The sequence below is a fragment of the Pseudomonas sp. G11-1 genome (genome assembly GCF_024031555.1).
GTDB lineage: Bacteria > Pseudomonadota > Gammaproteobacteria > Pseudomonadales > Pseudomonadaceae > Halopseudomonas > Halopseudomonas bauzanensis.
Map to the genome: position 1 here is coordinate 791,451 of NZ_QEYQ01000002.1, position 17,833 is coordinate 809,283.

13 protein-coding genes are annotated in these 17,833 nt (G+C 62.8%); 4 read left to right on the forward strand and 9 right to left on the reverse strand.

The window, feature by feature from the left end:
• Positions 1-40: 40 nt before the first annotated feature.
• The 3 genes from DHB74_RS09725 (at position 41) to DHB74_RS09735 (ending at position 3,353) form a co-directional block, all read left to right on the forward strand.
• On the forward strand, positions 41-442 hold the full coding sequence (locus DHB74_RS09725; protein ID WP_499161308.1) for a c-type cytochrome: 402 nt from the start codon (positions 41-43) through the stop codon (positions 440-442).
• A 78-nt stretch (positions 443-520) separates the two neighbouring features.
• Positions 521-1,879, forward strand: a complete 1,359-nt coding sequence (locus DHB74_RS09730) for a spinster family MFS transporter (protein WP_499161309.1) — start codon at positions 521-523, stop codon at positions 1,877-1,879.
• Between the two features lie 22 nt (positions 1,880-1,901).
• A complete protein-coding gene (locus tag DHB74_RS09735; protein WP_499161310.1) occupies positions 1,902-3,353 on the forward strand; it encodes an FAD-dependent oxidoreductase in 1,452 nt (483 codons plus the stop codon).
• Positions 3,354-3,588: 235 nt separating this feature from the next.
• Here the strand turns inward: DHB74_RS09735 and DHB74_RS09740 are convergent, their stop codons facing one another.
• The 6 genes from DHB74_RS09740 to DHB74_RS09765 all read right to left on the reverse strand — a co-directional run bounded on the left by DHB74_RS09740 (position 3,589) and on the right by DHB74_RS09765 (position 11,791).
• Positions 3,589-5,550 carry an oxidoreductase gene (locus tag DHB74_RS09740; RefSeq protein ID WP_499161311.1) on the reverse strand — a complete coding sequence of 654 codons (1,962 nt, stop codon included), beginning with the start codon at positions 5,548-5,550 and terminating at the stop codon, positions 3,589-3,591.
• 102 nt (positions 5,551-5,652) lie between these two features.
• Positions 5,653-6,609, reverse strand: coding sequence for a DMT family transporter (locus tag DHB74_RS09745; RefSeq protein ID WP_499161312.1), 957 nt, complete (start codon positions 6,607-6,609; stop codon positions 5,653-5,655).
• Positions 6,606-7,373, reverse strand: coding sequence for an enoyl-CoA hydratase/isomerase family protein (locus DHB74_RS09750; protein ID WP_499161313.1), 768 nt, complete (start codon positions 7,371-7,373; stop codon positions 6,606-6,608). Before DHB74_RS09750 ends, DHB74_RS09745 begins: the two co-directional genes overlap by 4 nt.
• Positions 7,374-7,462: 89 nt before the next feature.
• Positions 7,463-8,419, reverse strand: coding sequence for an aldo/keto reductase (locus DHB74_RS09755; protein WP_499161314.1), 957 nt, complete (start codon positions 8,417-8,419; stop codon positions 7,463-7,465).
• Positions 8,416-10,053: a GMC family oxidoreductase gene (locus tag DHB74_RS09760; RefSeq protein ID WP_499161315.1), complete on the reverse strand. Its 1,638-nt coding sequence runs from the start codon at positions 10,051-10,053 to the stop codon at positions 8,416-8,418. Before DHB74_RS09760 ends, DHB74_RS09755 begins: the two co-directional genes overlap by 4 nt.
• Entirely contained in the window at positions 10,046-11,791 is a 1,746-nt protein-coding gene (locus DHB74_RS09765; protein WP_499161316.1) for an FAD-binding protein, read from the reverse strand. The genes DHB74_RS09760 and DHB74_RS09765 overlap by 8 nt, the downstream gene beginning before the upstream one ends.
• A 170-nt stretch (positions 11,792-11,961) precedes the next feature.
• On the opposite strand from DHB74_RS09765, the gene DHB74_RS09770 reads away from it, so the two are divergent.
• Positions 11,962-14,787 carry a winged helix-turn-helix domain-containing protein gene (locus DHB74_RS09770; protein ID WP_499161317.1) on the forward strand — a complete coding sequence of 942 codons (2,826 nt, stop codon included), beginning with the start codon at positions 11,962-11,964 and terminating at the stop codon, positions 14,785-14,787.
• On the opposite strand, the gene DHB74_RS09775 is transcribed toward DHB74_RS09770, so the two are convergent.
• Genes DHB74_RS09775 through DHB74_RS09785 form a run of 3 tightly spaced genes read right to left on the reverse strand, consistent with a single transcriptional unit; the run spans position 14,730 to position 17,825 of the window.
• Positions 14,730-15,470 carry a glucose 1-dehydrogenase gene (locus DHB74_RS09775; protein ID WP_499161318.1) on the reverse strand — a complete coding sequence of 247 codons (741 nt, stop codon included), beginning with the start codon at positions 15,468-15,470 and terminating at the stop codon, positions 14,730-14,732. The two genes, DHB74_RS09770 and DHB74_RS09775, sit on opposite strands and share 58 nt — an antisense overlap.
• Entirely contained in the window at positions 15,467-16,891 is a 1,425-nt protein-coding gene (locus tag DHB74_RS09780) for an FAD-dependent oxidoreductase (RefSeq protein ID WP_499161319.1), read from the reverse strand. Before DHB74_RS09780 ends, DHB74_RS09775 begins: the two co-directional genes overlap by 4 nt.
• Before the next feature lie 40 nt (positions 16,892-16,931).
• Positions 16,932-17,825: a ThuA domain-containing protein gene (locus DHB74_RS09785; RefSeq protein ID WP_499161320.1), complete on the reverse strand. Its 894-nt coding sequence runs from the start codon at positions 17,823-17,825 to the stop codon at positions 16,932-16,934.
• Positions 17,826-17,833: the final 8 nt, after the last annotated feature.

The window sequence follows — 17,833 nt, forward strand, 5'->3', positions numbered from 1 at the left end:
TAACAACAACACCCGGCCACCGGCCGGGGAGGCCAAGCCGATGACCCTGCAACTATTGAAAACCCAACTGGCCCTGGGACTGTTCGTGTTCACCTGCCTGGGTGAAGTCCGTGCAGACGAGCCCGCCTTCGGCAAGGACATCCTGCCGCTGTTCCAGCAGAACTGTGTCAGTTGCCATATCACTGGGGAAGAGCTGGGCGGGCTGGGACTTGCCCCCTCCCTTGCCTATAACCAGTTGGTGAATGCCGACGCTCTGCAGAGCCCCATGGTACGGGTAAAACCAGGCGCGCCCGATGAGAGCTACCTGCTGCACAAGCTGGCTGGGACCCATCTGGACCAGGGCGGAACCGGTGGGCGGATGCCGCTGGGCTTCCCTGCCCTGGCCGACGCCCAGGTCGAACTGATCACCCGCTGGATCGCCGCGGGCGCACCCAACAACTGAAACAACCAATAACTCGCTCCGCGGTCCGTTGACCATGGGGCCGGGGTCAACCAACAAGTCCAACATGCCGAGCCCACGATGAACACCATACTGACCAGTGCCACGCCCACTCGCGGCAACGTTATCCGTCAGGACAGCCACTACGCATGGTATGTGGTATTCCTGCTGACCTTCGCCTATACCGTCGCCTTCATCGACCGCCAGGTGCTCAACCTGCTGGTGGATCCCATCAAGCTGGATCTGCTGCTGAGCGATGTCGATATCAGCTTCCTGCAGGGCTTCGCCTTCATGTCGGCCTACATCATCTGCGGCCCGCTGTTCGGGCGCTGGGCTGACTCAGGGCATCGCCGCAACATTCTGGTGTTCGGTGTGACCATGTGGAGTATCTGTACCGTGCTCTGCGGCATGGCAGACAGTTTCTGGGAACTGTTCTTTGCCCGCGCCGGGGTCGGTGCCGCCGAGGCCAGCCTGGCACCCGTGGCCTGGTCGCTGATCGCCGACTACTTCACCAAGCCCCGCCTGCCCCGCGCGATGAGCATCTTCCTGCTCGGCCCCTCCCTGGGAGCCGGCCTGGCGCTGGTTGCCGGCGGCCTGGTTATTGCCTTTGCCGCGGATCTGATCGAACTGATTCCGATCTTTTCCAACATGTCCACCTGGCAGGTGACCTTCATGATGGTCGGTTTCCCCGGCCTGCTGCTGGCCATGCTGCTGTTTACCGTACGCGAGCCGCAGCGAACCTCTTTCAGCAGCGAACCGAGCACCGACGATCGCGCCTTCACCATCCCCGAGATCGCCCAGTACATCTGGCAGGATCGCGCCTTCTTCCTGCGCGTGTTCATCGGCATGGGCATGCTGGCCATCGTCATCTACGGCCTGCCCACCTGGATGCCCAGCTACCTGATCCGCCATTTCGATGCCAACCCGGCCACCGTCGGCCTGCAGTACGGAGTCCTGGTATTGACCTGCGGGGCACTGGGTATCGTGCTTGGCCCCTCCTTCGGTCGTTTGCTGCAGCGCATGGGCTATCAGGACAGCGCCCTGCGCTCGGCAGCTATCTGCTGTGGGGTGGTCACTGTCGGTTGCGCGCTGCTGCCGTTCGCCAACAGCTATGCCGTTACTCTGTGCATCGCGGCCGTGATCACCTTCTTCTACGCCCTGCCCCAGGCGATGGTCGCCTCCTCGCTGCAGTTCGCCTCGCCGAACCGGTTACGCGGCATCATCTCTACCCTGTATCTGTTCATGATCTCGGTCTGTGGCCTGGGCCTGGCGCCCAGTGTCATTGCCTTCGTCACCGACAAGATTCTCGGTGGCCCCGAACACGTAGGCACCTCGCTGGCGATCGTCTGTACCTTCAGCGCCGCGGTTGCCTGCTGGTTGTATGTGCGCGCACTGAAGCCCTACCGGGCGAAGCTGGCGCAAATGGAACAAGAAAACTAATCAATCTGTCGGGAGTCTTACCATGCCGCAAATATCCTCACCCACCCGCGCGGACACCGTGGCCCAATGGGCCTACCAGTGTGACGTGCTGGTTGTCGGTGCCGGCGTAGCCGGTGTCTGCGCCGCGCTGGAAGCCCACCGGGCCGGTGCCAAGGTACTGGTCGTCGAACGTGCCAGTGGGGGTGGCGGCGCCAGCGCCACCTCCGAAGGCATCTTCTACCTGGGCGGTGGCACCGATGTGCAGAACGCCTGCGGTTACCAGGACAGCGCCGAGGAAATGTATCGGTTCATGCGCGCCAGCACGTCCACCGGGGACGATGACAAGCTGCGCTTCTATTGCGATAACAGCGTCGAGCATTGCCAGTGGCTGGAAGCCCAAGGCGTGCCCTTCGAACGCCGCGCCTTCGAGGGCAAGGCCGTGGCTGTTTATACCGGCGAAGGTCTGCTCTACACCGGCAATGAAAAAGCCTGGCCCTACAACGAGCAGGCCAAGCCGGCGCCCCGTGGTCACCAGGCCCGCGGCTCGGTGGAAAAGCACGGTGGTGCCTCCGCCATGGAAGCCCTGCTGGCGACCATGGACCAGGAACAGGTGCCGGCCATCTATGACACCGGCGTCATCGGTCTGGTAACCGATGGCGCCGGGCGTGTAGTGGGCGTGCAAGCCAGGCAAGGCGGCAAGACCATCCATATCCAGGCGCATAAGGGGGTAATTCTGGCAGCCGGCAGTTTCAACCTGAACCATGACATGGTGAGTGAGTATCTGCCGCTGCTGGCCGAGCATGGCGAGCCGCTGGGTATTCCCTCCAATGACGGCGCCGGGATTCTGCTGGGCCAGTCCGTGGGTGCGTCGACCCGGCATATGGACGGCGCCATTGCCACCGCCTCGATCTATCCTCCGGAAAAACTGATCAAGGGCATCGTCGTCAACAAGGAAGGCAAGCGCTTCGTGGCCGAGGATGTCTACCACGGCAAATTGTCATGGATGATCCAGTGCCAGACCGACCACACCGCTTACCTGATTCTGGATGGCGAGACCTTCGACTATCCGCAACGGGTCAAGCATCGGTTTATCGATGGCTGGGAAACCATCAGTGAAATGGAGGAGGCTCTTGGTGTGCCTACCGGCTCACTGCAGGAGACCCTGGACAAATACAATGCCGATGCCGCGCAGGGCATGGACAGCGAGTTTCACAAGAAAGCCGAGTGGATCACCCCGCTGGATAACGCGCCCTGGGCTGCCTTCGATATCTCCACCACCAGCTCCACCTATCGCTTTATCGCGCTGGGCGGCCTGGCCTGCGATATCAAGTCGCAAGTGCTGGACGAGGCAGGCAAGCCCATCCCGGGACTGTATGCTGCGGGCGCCAACTGCGAGCATTTCCCCACCAACGGCGGTGAGTATGCCAGTGGCATGAGCCTGGGACCGGGCTCGTTCTTCGGACGTATCGCCGGTCAGCACGCAGCGGCTGAGTAAACTCCTCTCTGCCGTAAACAACGCCCAGGCCGCTCCAGCCTGGGCGTTGTCATTTCAATTGCAGGTCATCTGCTGCCGCGGTTCCGTCAGCAGTTGCGCCGCAATAAAACACAGCAACGCGAGCCCACCGCAGCCCACCATGACCAGCGCCATTGCAACGGGCGTCCCGTCATACACATCAGCATGACGACCATGCTGACCGGCACGGTAGTTTTTGACATGGTCCCCCCTGGAATCACACCAGTTTGGCAAGTTCGTAAGCCTGCCTGGTGGCAAAGGAGATGCGGCGTGGTGCATAGGCGTCTCCCAGCAGGTGCAGCTCCGGAACCTTGCCCTGCAAGACGTGGTACAGGCTGTTTTCCGCAGAGCCACCGCAGGCCAGTACCAGATTGTCGACACCCTCGATGATCCGCTCGCAGCCGGAATAGATATTGCGCGTCACCACCCGGCCCGGCTGCACGCTGACGATGCGCTCCATCACGCGCACCTGAGCGCCGGCAGCAGAGAGTTTGGCCAGCGGCGCACCTATCGAATACTTGCCTATCAGCGGCGCGATGGACGGTGTCGGGTAGATGACTTCGACATCGCGCCCCTGATCTGCAAGAAATCCGGCGATGGTCAGTGGCTGCATATGATCCTCCATCGCCAGCACCACCACGCGCTGACCTGACTCCACCTTGCCCAACAACAGATCACGACCTTCCAGTACCATGCTCTGCCCAATGCCCGGAATGTCCGGACGCCGCGGCGCTGCACCGGTGGCCACCACCACGACATCCGCGCCGGTAGCCATGACGCTGTCCGCACTGGCCTCCTGCTGCAGGCAGACTTCCACGTTCAGCTGTTGCAGGCGGCGCATCTGGTAATCCAGGAAAGCATGGTACGCCTGATTCTCCCGGGCCATCGCGGCAACGCGCATCTGCCCGCCCACTGCCGCATCGCGCTCCCACAATGTCACGCGGTGGCCGCGCTCGGCCAGCAGTGCGGCAGCCTCCATACCCGCCGGTCCGGCGCCAATGACCAGTACCTGCTTCGGCATGGCTGCAGCTTCTGGCAGGCCTTCATGCTCATATCCGGTACGCGGGTTGATCGAGCAACCGAACTTGAAACCTTCCACGAGAATACGATGCAGGCAGTCATTGGTGCCGATGCAGGGACGAATATCGGCAAAGCGCCCGGCACGCCCCTTGGACGTCATCTGCCCATCCGCAAACATGGCCCGGGCGATGCCAACGACATCGGCATGCCCCTGGGCAATGATCTCCTCAGCCACTTGCATGCTGCTGACCCGCCCGGTGTATACCACCGGAATATCGAGCGCGGCCTTGTAAAGGCCTGCGGTGCTGGCCCACTGGCCGGGCTGGTAATTATGCGGCTGGATGTAGCTGGGTGCGCCCCAGTTGTTGCCCATCACCCCGTGGAGATAATCCACATGGCCGGTCGCCTCAAGGGAGCGGGCGATCTCAATACCTTCGTCGACGTCATAGCCGCCGTCGAACAGCTCGTCCATGTTCATGCGGATACCGATGCAGAAATCCGGGCCGGTCTTGTGCCGAATGGCCTGCAGAATCTCCTTGAGGAAACGCAGCCGCCCTTCCCGGTCACCACCGTACTCATCTTCGCGTTTGTTGGTAGCCGGCGAAATGAACAGCTCCAGCAGGTCTTCATGGTTGGCATGCAGCTCAACGCCGTCCAGACCGGCTGCCTGCAACTCCCCGGCCGAGAAAGCATACTCCTCGACAAACCAGTTGATCTCATTGCGATCCAGGATATGCGGAACCTGGTTGTAGGTGTAGTTGGCCAGCACCCCTGACGGGCTGTGCGGCAACCCGCCCTGCATGATGATCTGCCCGGTGGCGCAGGCACCCGCCGCATGGCACATGTCGGCATAGCGCTTGGCCCGCTCGCGAAAATGCGGCAGCCGGAATACCCCATCCCGGGTTGCACCCAGTCCCCAGGGCTCGAAACCGGGGATCATCACCGAGTTGCCAAGGAAGCAATTCAGCCCGTCGATCCAGGCCACGCCATCTTCCGCCCGGGTGCGCCAGTAGGCGAGAAACCGCTCGCATTCCTCTTCGGTGCCGAAGGGATTGCCTGTTACCCGCCCATGCGGTGGCAACATGATGCGATTGCGTAGGCGCATCTTGCCGATCTGCAGGGGAGTAAAAAGATGTTCAAGAAACTGTATATCTGCCATCACGGACCTCTTCATTATTTTTATATTGAAACGAAACAGCCTTTTCGTATGTGACCCTCAATTCCAGACACCATGAAAGTCGTCCTTGACTTTCGGAAACCATCACCAGCCCAGAGATCGGCCCCGCAGCCTGACGGCATCCAGATTGCACAGCGCCGTCCCCAGCAGTACCGCCAGCATCGCGACGAAGTGCCATACCGTCAGCGGCTCCTTCAAAACCAGAGCGCCAAAGGCGACACCCAGCACCGGTACCCAGGACATGTACACGGCGGCCCGCCCGGCACCGATAATGGCGACCCCTCGCCCCCAGGCGATCGCCCCTAGCGCTGTTACCCCAGCCCCGGAAAACAGCAGGATCAACCAGACCCGAGCCGGCTGCTCCGCCATGGCAATGAGCGGCATCTCACCCAGCAGGCAGATATGCAGCAGCAACGCCACCGAGCCCACCGTATAGATGAAGGTATTCAGGGAGATCTGCCCCGGGTGCTCGACGTTACGCTGCGACAGGTACTGCAAGATCACCACACCCAGACAAAATGCCAACATCGAGCCCAGCACCAGCAAATCGCCGGCCGCCGGCGCTCCCCAGGCGGCGTTGGGGTTGTTGAAGATCACCAGACACACGCCGCCCAGCGTGATGGCCAGCCCCAACAGATAGTGCGGGCGTAGGCGTTTGCGGAAGAACAACGCTTCCATCACCCCATTGAGCAACGGGTTCAACGCCAGCAGCAACGCCGCATTACTGGCCGTGGTGCGGGTCATCGCCGAGACAAACAGCATCTGATTGGCATACACCATCAACAGCGCGCTGCAGCAGGCCAGTAGCAACACGCGCCCACGGAACAACGGCAGTCGCTGGCGCCCGACATACACCAGGATCAGCAACGTCAGGGCAGCGAAGCCCATGCGCAGCGTGGCCGACTGCATGGCGTCCATGATGGTCACCGACCATTTGATCAGGGTGACGTTCAGCGCCCAGATCACCATGGTAGCCATCAGCGCCAGGTGCATGCTCCATAACGCCGGCGAGCTCTCCACCTCCGCTACGCCTTCCTTCATTTCGCTCCACGCTTGGCAAAGAACCCTTCCACCGCCTGGGTGAAGGCCGGTTGCCTGGCGCAGTCGACAAAGGCGTCATATTCCTGTTGCAACTGCTCGGTCAGCGGCTGCTCGAAGGAGCTGCGCATGAGTCGCTTGATCTGGCCCAGCGCGTGGGTATGGCGGCCAGCCAGCTGGGCGGCCAGTGCGTCGGCCCGCGCCGCCAGGTCGTCGATCGGTACCACCTCGCTGATCAGCCCCCACTGCAATGCCTGGTCGGCGGATATGGGCTGCCCCAACATGGCGATATGCAGCGCCTTGCGCAGGCCCACCAGACGCGGCAAGGTCCAGCTGATGCCACCGTCGCCGCTGGCGGCAATATCCGAGTAGGCGAAGCTCAGGCGAGCGCTGTCCGCCGCCACCACAAAATCCGCCGCCAGGGCGATGCTCAGGCCGGCGCCTGCAGCCGCTCCATGCACCATCGCCACGACGGGTTTGGGCATGCCGGTCAGCAGCTCGACCGCTTCGTGCACCGGCGGAATCAACTGATGCAGCGCCTCCACCGGCGACTCGCGCATGGCATTCAGGTCACCACCAGCCATGAAGGCGCGCCCGGCGCCCTTGAGCAGCACCACCTTGACCTCGGGGTCTTCGGCCAGGCGCTGGCAGGCATCACGCAAGGCTACGGCAAGCTCCACATCGAGGGCGTTGTAGGCCTCAGGGCGATTGAAAGTGACGGTGGCAACCTGGTCTGCCAGCTCGACCGTCAATACAGTGTTGTCCATTGTTTTCCTCAGCGACAAAGGGGACCAGCTCCCCACAAAATTTGATCCGAGCTGTCATCCACAGCCGGGATTTCGATAGTGTTCTCCGATCAGGCGGCCGGCGCGGCGCTGGCCCGGTCGAGCAGCGCAAGCTGCTGCGCATCGAGCTTCAGGCGCATGGCGCCCAGCAACTCCGCCACCTGCACGGTCGAGGTAGCACTGGCAATGGGCGCCGTGACGCCCGGCTGTGCCATCAGCCAGGCCAGGGCCAGCTGTGCCTGACTCGCTCCGGTTTGCCCGGCCAGGGTATCGAGCGCCTCCAGCACGCCCAGACCGAAAGCATCGAGATATTTCGCCACTTCGGCACCGCGCTGGCGTTCGGACAAGTCGTCCAGATGGCGATACTTGCCGGTCAGAAAGCCGCTGGCCAGGGCATAGAAGGGCACCACGCCGATATCCTGCTCCGCGCACAGTTGCTGGAGCGGGCCTTCGAATTCACTACGTGACATCAGGTTGTAACGCGGCTGCAGCACCTCATAGGCAGCCACCCCCAGCGCTTCACTGACTGCGCGCGCTTGAAGCAGCCGCTCCGCGCTGTAATGCGAGGCGCCCAAGGCCCGCACCTTGCCGGCCTTGATCAGCTCATCGAAGGCGCACAGTGATTCCTCCAGCGGCGTCCTGTCATCGTCCAGATGGGCAAAATACAGATCGATATAGTCAGTACGCAGGCGCCGCAAGGACGCTTCGACGGCCTTGATGATGGTGGTGCGCGACAGCCCAGCCAACTCGCCATTGCCACGCCCGACCTTGGTGGCAATCAGGATATGCTGCCGACATCCTCGGCTTGCTTGCCATTCGCCAATGATGCTTTCGGACTCGCCACCCACCAGCCCCGGAATCCAGTTGCTATACATATCGGCGGTGTCGATCAGGGTGCCACCACCCGCGACGAAGGCATCGAGCACAGCAAAGCTGGTACCACGATCCGCCGTCCAACCGAATACGTTCCCGCCCAGCATCAGGGGCGGGGTCACCAGTCCGCTGCGCCCGAGCGGGCGTTCTGTCATGCACACTGTCGCTGCTCCTTGATGATCAGGTCAGCCGCATGCCAAGCCAGCGCCATCGCCGGCGCATTGGTATTGCCCGAGACCAGTTCCGGCATCACCGAACAATCCACTACCCGCACCCCAGTCACCCCCCGCACCCGCAGTTGCGGGTCGCAGACATCCTCCTCGCTGCCGCCCATGCGGCATGTGCCCACCGCATGAGTGCCACAGCGCGACAAGCGGCGGAATGTGTCGAGCACCTCGGCGTCACTGTCCACCGCCGATCCCGGAAACTTTTCGTGACTGATAAACCCCGCGATAGCTGGCTGCGCCATCAATTCACGGACATAGCGCACCGCCGCAATGGCGGCCTGCTGATCGGCCTTACTGGTCAGCCAGTTGGGCGCAATCGACAGCGGTGCCTGGGGATCCCGCGCGCTGATATTGAGACTGCCTTCACTGTCCAGATGCAGCAGCTGTGAATAGACGGTAAAACCGGGCTCACGCTCGACCGTGCCCTGCTGAACGGGAAAGTTGGGATTGCTGTTACGCTTGGGCTGGAAGGTGAAGGCGCTGCCAAACAGCTGCAGGTCCGGCCGGTCACCGGCAGGGTCCAGGCGGACAAAGCCACCCACCTCGAAGGGACCGGTCGCCAACGGCCCGCTGCGCGACAACGCATAGCGCAGGCTGTTTTTCACCAGCCCCAGACCGCGAAATTCACGGTTATTACCCGCACTGCCCTGCAGCCGATAGGTCATGGAGAAGCCCAGATGATCCTGCAGGTGCCGCCCCACGCCGGGCCGGCCAGCCACCAGCGGAATGCCCAGCCTGGTCAGCAGCTCACCCGGGCCCACACCGGAACGTTGCAGAATCGCTGGCGAAGCCATGGCGCCGGCGGAAAGAATGACCTCGCCGCGCACCGCGAACCGCTGCGGCTGCCCGCGCACCTGGGCCTCGACCGCTACCGCCCGGCCGTCCTCGAAGACAATGCGATCAACCAGCACCTGGGTGCGGATTTCCAGATTGCGCCGCTGGCGCGCGGGCCGGAGGAAAGCCACCGCGGCGCTTTGCCGCCGGCCACGGAGAATATTATGCGCGTAGTAACCGATCCCCTCGGTTCCGCCCCCGTTGAGGTCTTCCTTGCGTGGCAGCCCCATGCTCTGCCCTGCGGCAATCATGGCTTCCGCCAGCGGGTAGCGATAGGTGCCGGTACTGATAGGCACCGGACCGCCAACACCCCGTCCGTCGCCCGCTCCCAGCTCATGGTCCTCGATCGCCTGGAAGGCAGCAGTCATCGCACTGCCGCCCCAACCGACGCAGCCGCGCTGCTCCCAGCGGTCATAATCCTCGGGCCGACCGCGTACCCAGATCATGCCATTGATCGAGGATGAGCCACCCAACCCCTTGCCGCGCACCCAGGCTTCGCTGGCCGGCAGATCCGGCAGGCGCGGCTGATCGACCGGGAATACCCAGGCATGTCGGGGATCGGACGCCAGTTTGCCGATGCCCTTTGGCATATGGATCAGCGGGCTGGTGTCGGGGCCGCCAGCCTCTAGCAACAGCACACGCTTGCTCGGGTCCGACGACAGGCGCTCGGCCATGACGCAACCGGACGAGCCGGCGCCAATCACCACATAATCCCAGCCCTCACGCATGGCACTGCTCCGGCTGCGACGGCGCTGGCGCCTCGACCGCAGTGGACAGATGATTGGCGGCGATATAGGCCAGCGTCATGCCCGGACCCAGGGTGGCGCCAGCACCGGCATAGGCTCCCGACAGGAAGCTGAGCGCATCGTTACCCGCCGCATACAGACCTGGAATCGGCGCGTCATCAGCACCCAACACCCGTGCATTGCCGTCAGTACGGATACCGGAGAAGGTGCCGATGTCGCCCGGCAGCAGCCGCAGCGCATAGAACGGCCCGGTTTCGATCGGCCCCAGGTTGGGGTTCGGCTTGTGCTCGGGATCACCCTGGGAGTGGTCATACACGTCGCCACCGCGGCCGAAATCAGGATCGACGCCCTGCCGCGCATTGACATTGAAGCGCTGTACCGTCTGTTCGAGGGCAGCGGCATCGATGCCGGCCTTGTGCGCCAGTTCAGCCAGGGTGTCGGCGCTGAGGATATAGCCGGAGCGGATATGCTTGCCCCGTGGCACCGGCGCCGGCTTGACGAAGCCCAGGCCGTAACGGCGGATGGTGGTGTGGTCACACAGCAGATAGCAGCTGGTATCGGGCAGATGGGCGCAAGCCTTGCTCAGCGCCGGGATGAAGTCATGGTAGGGAGCCGACTCGTCGAAGAAGCGCTTGCCCTCGACGGTGACAGCAATAAAGCCGGGCTTCTGGCGGTCGACGATATGCGGCCACAGCGCCTTGGGGCCATGATGGCCGGGGATCACCGACACCGGCATCCAGGCCGCCGGCTGCTGTACCGCGGTGTCGACCGAGCCGCCGACAGATTCAGCCATACGGGCGCCATCGCCGGTATTGCCGGGTGCGCCCAGGCTGTGGTGCGCCCGGCCAGCCGCCTTGTGCGGATAGATCGCAGTGGTGCGCTGGGCGTCGTGCGGAAAGCCGCCACTGGCGAGTATCACGCCCTTGCGGGCCAAGACCCGCACGCTGCCATTGGCGGTCTGGATATCGGCGCCTGCCACCTTGCCATCCACCTGAACCAGTTGTTTGGCCGGTGCGTTCAACCAGAGTTCGACGCCGCAGTCGAACGCCGTGCGCGCCAGGCGGGCGATCAGCGCGCGCCCGCGGGTGCAGGGATCGGGCTTGCCATAGCGCAGCACATCCTTGAGCACGGCACCGAACTTGCCGAGCACAAACATCAGGCCCGCCATCGAACGGCCGGCGTTCATCAGCTGTTTCATCTCCACGTTGGAGCCGACGGCCAGGCCCATGAAATTGGTCTGGGTCAGACCTTCACGCAGCAACTTGCGATGTTTTCCCAGGCGCCCGACCGGATAGTCGTTGACCCCGAGTGAGCGCACGCTGGCATGGCCCGGGTAAGGCGGGTGGTAGTCGGGGTAAGCAAAAGGGTAGCACTCGACTTCGGTTTCACGCTCCAGGAAGTCGATCATGGCCGGGCCATTGGCAAGGAAAGCCTCGACCCGCGCGGCGTCGTAGTATTCGCCCGCCTCATGCTGGATATAGGTGCGCGCATTGTCGATCGAATCAGGCCCCAGCGCAGCCGAATGGCGATTGCCCGGAATCCACATCACGCCACCCGAGAAGCAGGAGGTGCCGCCGAATACGCCCTCTTTCTCGACCATCAACACGTCCAGCCCCGCCTTGCGTGCGGTGATGGCCGCGGTGAACGCGGAAGCCCCGCTGCCGATGACCAGTACATCAATTTGCCGCTCGCCTGTCGGCGGCACGGTTAATACGGGCATGCCTGTCTCCTTTTTATTATTTGCTGGGACAACCCTTGAATGCTTGCACATATAACAATCAAGATAAACTGTTTTATCATTAAATGGAAAAACAGGGGTTGATTTACCAGCCACAAACCCTCTATATATCAGACAAGCAGCGAGAACCATAAAAACGGAGCGGACCATCAATGAACAGTCCGACTGGCTTTAAATACCGCAAGAACAGCGTCGACATCGCTTTTCTCGACCATGCCCTGGCAACGCCGGTGGTGCAGACCCGCCTGCGGCCACCGCAGGACCTGAGCCCGCCCCTGCCACGGCCGCGCCTGGAAGATCGCCTGCTCAACGTGGGGCGCTATCGCGTCGCCCTGATCAACGCTCCTGCCGGTTTTGGCAAGACCACTCTCCTGCGCCAGCTCCATGGCGAGCTGAAAAGCCGGGATACCCACGTCGGCTGGCTTTCGCTGAACAGCGATGACAACTCCCTGCCCCAGTTCATGCTCAGCCTGTTGACGCTGCTCGAGTCACTGCCCAGTCAATGGCGCGTTTCCCTGCGGGACATATTCGCCCGGGACACCAGTCCGCAGTTCCAGATGACCATGGCTTACCTTCTCAATGAACTGACCGAGCTGGGGCACCCGGTAGTTCTGCTGCTGGACAATATCCAGACACTGACCAATCCGACGACGCAGGCCAGGCTGCAGTACCTGCTGGACAACGCTCCCGACAACCTGCGGGTCTGCCTGGGCACGCGCTGCACTACCGAACTATCACTGACGCCCCTGCGTTACCGCGGCCAGCTGTTGGAATGCGATGCCCGGGAGCTGGCTTTCACCGCGGAGGAAACCCGCGACTACTTCACTCTGCGCAGCGGCCTGGGCCTGCCCGACGACGCCCTGCAGCAACTGATGGACCTATCCGAGGGCTGGGCCACCGGTCTGCAGATGCTGGCTACCAGCTCGACTTTCCAGCTGGCGCCGGGCGATGCACTGAAGCAACTCAGGGAAGGCGTCCGCGTCGTCAGTCGCTTCTTCGACGATATCGTGCTCAGCTCCCTGCCGGCGCCGATCCATGACTTCCTGCTCAAGACCAGCATCCTCAACGAGTTATCCGCAGATATCTGCAATGCGGTCACCCAGCGCCAGGACGCCGAGGACATCCTGCACTGGCTGGTGAGCAGGAATCTGTTCATCACCCTGGTGGATGAGCAGACGCCCAGCTACCGCCTGCACCAGCTGTTTGCGGAAACCCTGCAGGCCCGCCTGCTGCGCAGCCGTGAGCATGATGTTGCGCAGCTGCATATGCTGGCCAGCCAGCATCTGGCCCAGGCGCATCAGTGGCCGCAGGCCATCCGGCATGCCCTGCAAACGGCTCCCGACGGCCTGCTTGGTCAGGACCTGAGCGACCTCGAAGCGGGCGCCCGCAATCTGGCGGAACAGGGCGACCTGGATATATTGCTGCGCTGGCTCCGGCAACTGCCCAAGGCCGCCTATACCCACAGCCTGCGGCTGCAGCTGACGCTCGCCTGGGTGTTGGCCCATCACTTTCGTTTCGCCGAGTGCCATCAATTGCTGGAGGATGCCAACGTGCTGGCCTCGTCCCAGGGGCCGCAAGGCGACGCCATGCAGTTGGAAATCCGTGCAGTGGCTGCCGTATGCGCGGTGCTGGCCGATGATCCGCTGCGTGCCGAACATCTTCTCGAACCACTGTTGCCCAGGCTGTCGGACCTGCCACCCTGGATTGCCGGCCTCATCTGCAATGGTCTCAGTTCCTCCTATCTCGCCCAGGGCCGCCATGGCGAGGTGCTGGACCTGCAGCGGCAGCAGCCCCTGGACAGCGATAGCAAGGATAACCTGCTGGTCACCCTCTATCGGGCGAGCATCCTGGGTCAGGTCTACATGCGCCAGGCCGACCCGAACACCGCCGGCCGGTTCTTTCTGGAGGCGCTTGCCCGGGCGGAAAATGCCACCGGTAGCCAGTCGAACGGTGTCATCATTCTCCGCGCCCATCTTGCCGAACTGCTGCATGAGCGGCGCCAGTGGAGCGAGTTGACGGCGAAGATCGAACCGGAACTGTCACTGATCGAGCGTACCGCCACACTCGACGGTCTGCTCAAGGTCTATCGCAGCTTGATTCGCGGCCATGGGCAGCAGCCATCCGGTCGGGCCGAACAACTGATCGAACAGGGTTTGCACCTGGCGCGGCAGCGGCATTGGCCACGATTCAGCGCCGGCATGCTGTCGGAAGATATTCACCTGAAGCTCGCTCGGGGGCACCTGGCAGAGGCGCAGCTGCGCCTCACCCAGCTTGAGCAACTGCGCGATGCCCATGACCAGTTGGCCCCCTCCAGTTGCCGGGAGATCAACGAACTGATCACCCTGCAGCATGCCCGCCTGGCCATGCACCACGGCGACTATCTCGCTGCCTCCCGGCAGTTGGGGCCATTGGCCCGCCAGTTGCTGCAACGCGGGCGGGTGCTGGCCTGGTTGCAACTGGAAACCCTGCGGCTGTGCTGCGACTGGAAATTGGGGCGCCAGGCCTCGGCCATGGCCGGGCTACTGCCCTTGCTACAACGAGGCGCACAACAGCAGTTACGCCAGAGCTTCGTGGAAAGCAGCCCGATCCTGGTCGAGATGCTGCAGACCGTTCGCACCAGTCCGGACTGTACCGAGCCGCTCGGCCACTATATCGATGAGCTGCTGGGCTACTTTCCGCAGACCGGCAGCCTGGCACCCCGCCACCCGCACGAGCCGCTGCTCAGTGAGCGCGAGCAGCAGGTACTGGCGATGGTCGCTACCGGTTCAGCGAACAAGGTCATCGCCCGCTCGCTGGCCATCTCCGCCGAAACGGTCAAGTGGCATCTGAAGAACATCTTCTTCAAATTGCAGGTCGGCAATCGCATGCAGGCGTTGATCCGGGCTCGGCAACTGGGCCTGATCCCGGACCAGGCCGCACCTCAGAGCGTCATGCCGCCATCGACGAAGAACTCCGCGCCAGTCGCGAAACTGGCCTGATCCGAGGCAAGGAAGGACACCATGGCCGCAATGTCCTGCGGCTCGCCGATCCGCCCGATGGGATGGTCCGCAACAAAGCTGGCAAGCAAGGCTTCCGGCTGCTCCGACTGCTGCAGTACCTTGTCCACAATGGGCGTGCGCGTGGCGCCCGGATGAACCGTGTTGACCCGGATGCCATAGTTCTGCCGCGCGCAGTGCAGCGCCACCGTCTTGCTCAACATGGTGACCGCCGCCTTGCTAGCGTTGTAGCCAGCCAGCTCGGCCTTGACCTTGCGGCTGCAGCCGGAGGCGATATTGATGATGGCGCCACCGGTGGTCTTCATCAGGCCGATGGCGTTCTGGCAGCCAAGAAACACGCTGTCCACATTGACCGCGAACTCGCGCTTGAGCAGTTCCAGACTCAGGGTCTCGATACTGCCCATGGTGGTGATGCCGGCATTGTTGACCAGCACGTCCAACCGGCCATGCTGCTGATGGACCCAAGCCATGAGTTCCCGCCAGCGATCCTCGCGGGTCACGTCCAGCGCAAAGAACTCGGCCCGTTCGCCGAGCTCCGCCACTCTTTGCTGACCACCCGGCTGGTCAATATCGGTGAGGATGACCCACATGCCATCGGCATGCAGCCGCTGGGCAATGGCCGCCCCGAGTCCGGATGCCGCCCCGGTTATCAATGCGATCTTCATGACTGAGCCCCTTGCAGTGCGTGGGCGGCTGCCCGTACACCAGCCTCCCGACCGAATACGATAGCGTTACCCACAGCCAGACCACCGCCGCCATAACGTGCGCCCTGGAAACAACCGAGTACTTCACCCGCGGCGTACAGGCCGGGAATGGGTCGCTGGTGTTGGTCCAGCACCCGGGTGCCGGTATCGATATCCAGCCCCGCAGCCGTATTGCCTATGATCGCCGAGCGAATTTCCACCGCATAGAAGGGGCCAGTACGGATCGGGAACAACTTCGGCGCCTGTTTGTGAAAGTGAATATCCTCACCCTGATCGCAGCCCTGGTTGTACATCTCAACGGAGCGTTCAAGCGTCACGGCATCGATGCCAACCTCGGCCGCCAGTCCTTCGAGGGAATCACTGGCCTTCACCCGTCCCTTGGCCACCTGATCACGGATGGTCAGCTCCTCCCAGGTGGGGATATTGATACCGGCGTTGTACGGGTCCAGGTAGCGGATATCCATGCTGGCCTCGACCATCGCCCGATCATCGAAGATCGCCCAGGCCCGCCGCTCCGGCTGCTTTTCAATCAGATAGCCACACACGGTATAGGGCGACAGCTCCGACATGAAACGCTCACCGCGCTGGTTGACCACCATGATCCACGGCGGCAACCAGGGTTCCAGCGCCTGCCAGAAGCCCGAGGTGGGCAGCGTCAGGCCGGTATCGTGGCCGACGATGGCGGCGCCCACCGCCTCGCCGAGGGTGATACCGTCGCCGAGAATAAAGGGGTTGTTACGATGCACCGCCCAGGTCCAGCCTTCATGCCAGGCGGACGGGTAATGCTTGCGGATCATCTCCGGGCTGTTGCCGAAGCCGCCGGTGGTGACCACCACGCTGGCCGCATACAGCTCGGTATCCTGGGCCCGGACACCAACCACCCGGCCATCCTCCCGGATCAGCGATTGCACCCGGCAATCGAGTACCACCTCAATATCGGCCACGCCCACCGCGTTGATCAGCGCATCGGCAATGCCCTGGCCGGCACCCTCGCAGGAATGGCCGCGGGGCACACTGTCAACGCCAGAGCACGTCAACCAGCGCGGCGAGAATACCGCGCCCAGCTCGATCAGCCATTCCAATGTCGAACCACAGCGCTCGGCATAGAAGCGGATCAGATCCGGCCGCGCATCCCACTGGTTGAGGGTCATCAGGTAGTCGTACACCGCCTGCGGCGTGTCGTGCTCTATGCCTGCTTGCCGCTGTATCGATGTACCGCAGGCGTAGAACACCCCGCCCGAATTAGCGGTCGCCCCGCCCAGATGCTTGTCCGCCTCCAGTATCACCACGGAAGCACCGGCACGCCTGGCTTCCAGGGCGGCGGCCAGACCACCGCCACCGCCCCCTACCACGATCACGTCGTAATCATTGACTCTGGTCACGCTGAAACTCCCATTCTTGTTGTTATCGAAGCTATTGATGTTATCGATCTGCCCTACGTCGTTTTACCCAGTCGCGCGCCGGCGCCGAGCAGGCCCAGTCGATCGCCTGGTTGAGCAACTGGCGAAATTGCGGATGCTGGTAAGCCGCGGGCCCATCGCCACACTGCAGGTAGACGATAGGACTGTTGGCGTAGTGCTTGACCCAACCGATCAGCGCACTGCCGGGCGGATGCTGCCAGCCCTGGCGGTCATTCATATGCCCGTCCAACGCTCGCTTGGCGGAGAAGAACTCGCTGTCGGTGAAATTGAAATCGCTGACCAGCAAGGGTTCGATATCAGCGGTATGGACATCGAACAGATACAGCTCGTCGGTCAGGTCGAAGGACTCCAGCCCAGCGACTATGGGATGGTCCGACACCGGTGAGATCCGGTGCGTGACGTTGAGCCGATACCCGGAATCAGGTTTCAGCTCACCCACCTGCTGCACCGGCTGATAGTGGAATCGGCCGCCGACGATATCCGCCCATTGCGGCCACGCCGGCCAGGCGGCGATGGCATGGTGCAGTATGACCAGCGGCGTACCCTGCTCCAGCATGGCCAGCAAGCCCTGCTGGTAGAAGTCCGGCGGCGGATGAAAGATCGGCTTGCGGTCACCGTCCCGGACAAACTGGATACCAGGCATGTCATACAGCACATAACAGTCGAAATGCCGGGCCGCCTCCGGGTTGAACAGCAGCTGGGCCGCCGGGTGCTCCACCGCCGACCATTCGATGGCCGGATTGTCCTCGAATATCCCGTAGAAGGGATCACGCTGGAAGGCGTGACCACGGGTCACCACCAGCAGGTTGCGCTTGCTGCCCGGTGCGGGAAAGTGGGTCTGCCCACCGCGCCCGCTGCGGCCGCGGTGCTCTTCCGGAATATCTGCTGCGTCCATGACGGTCT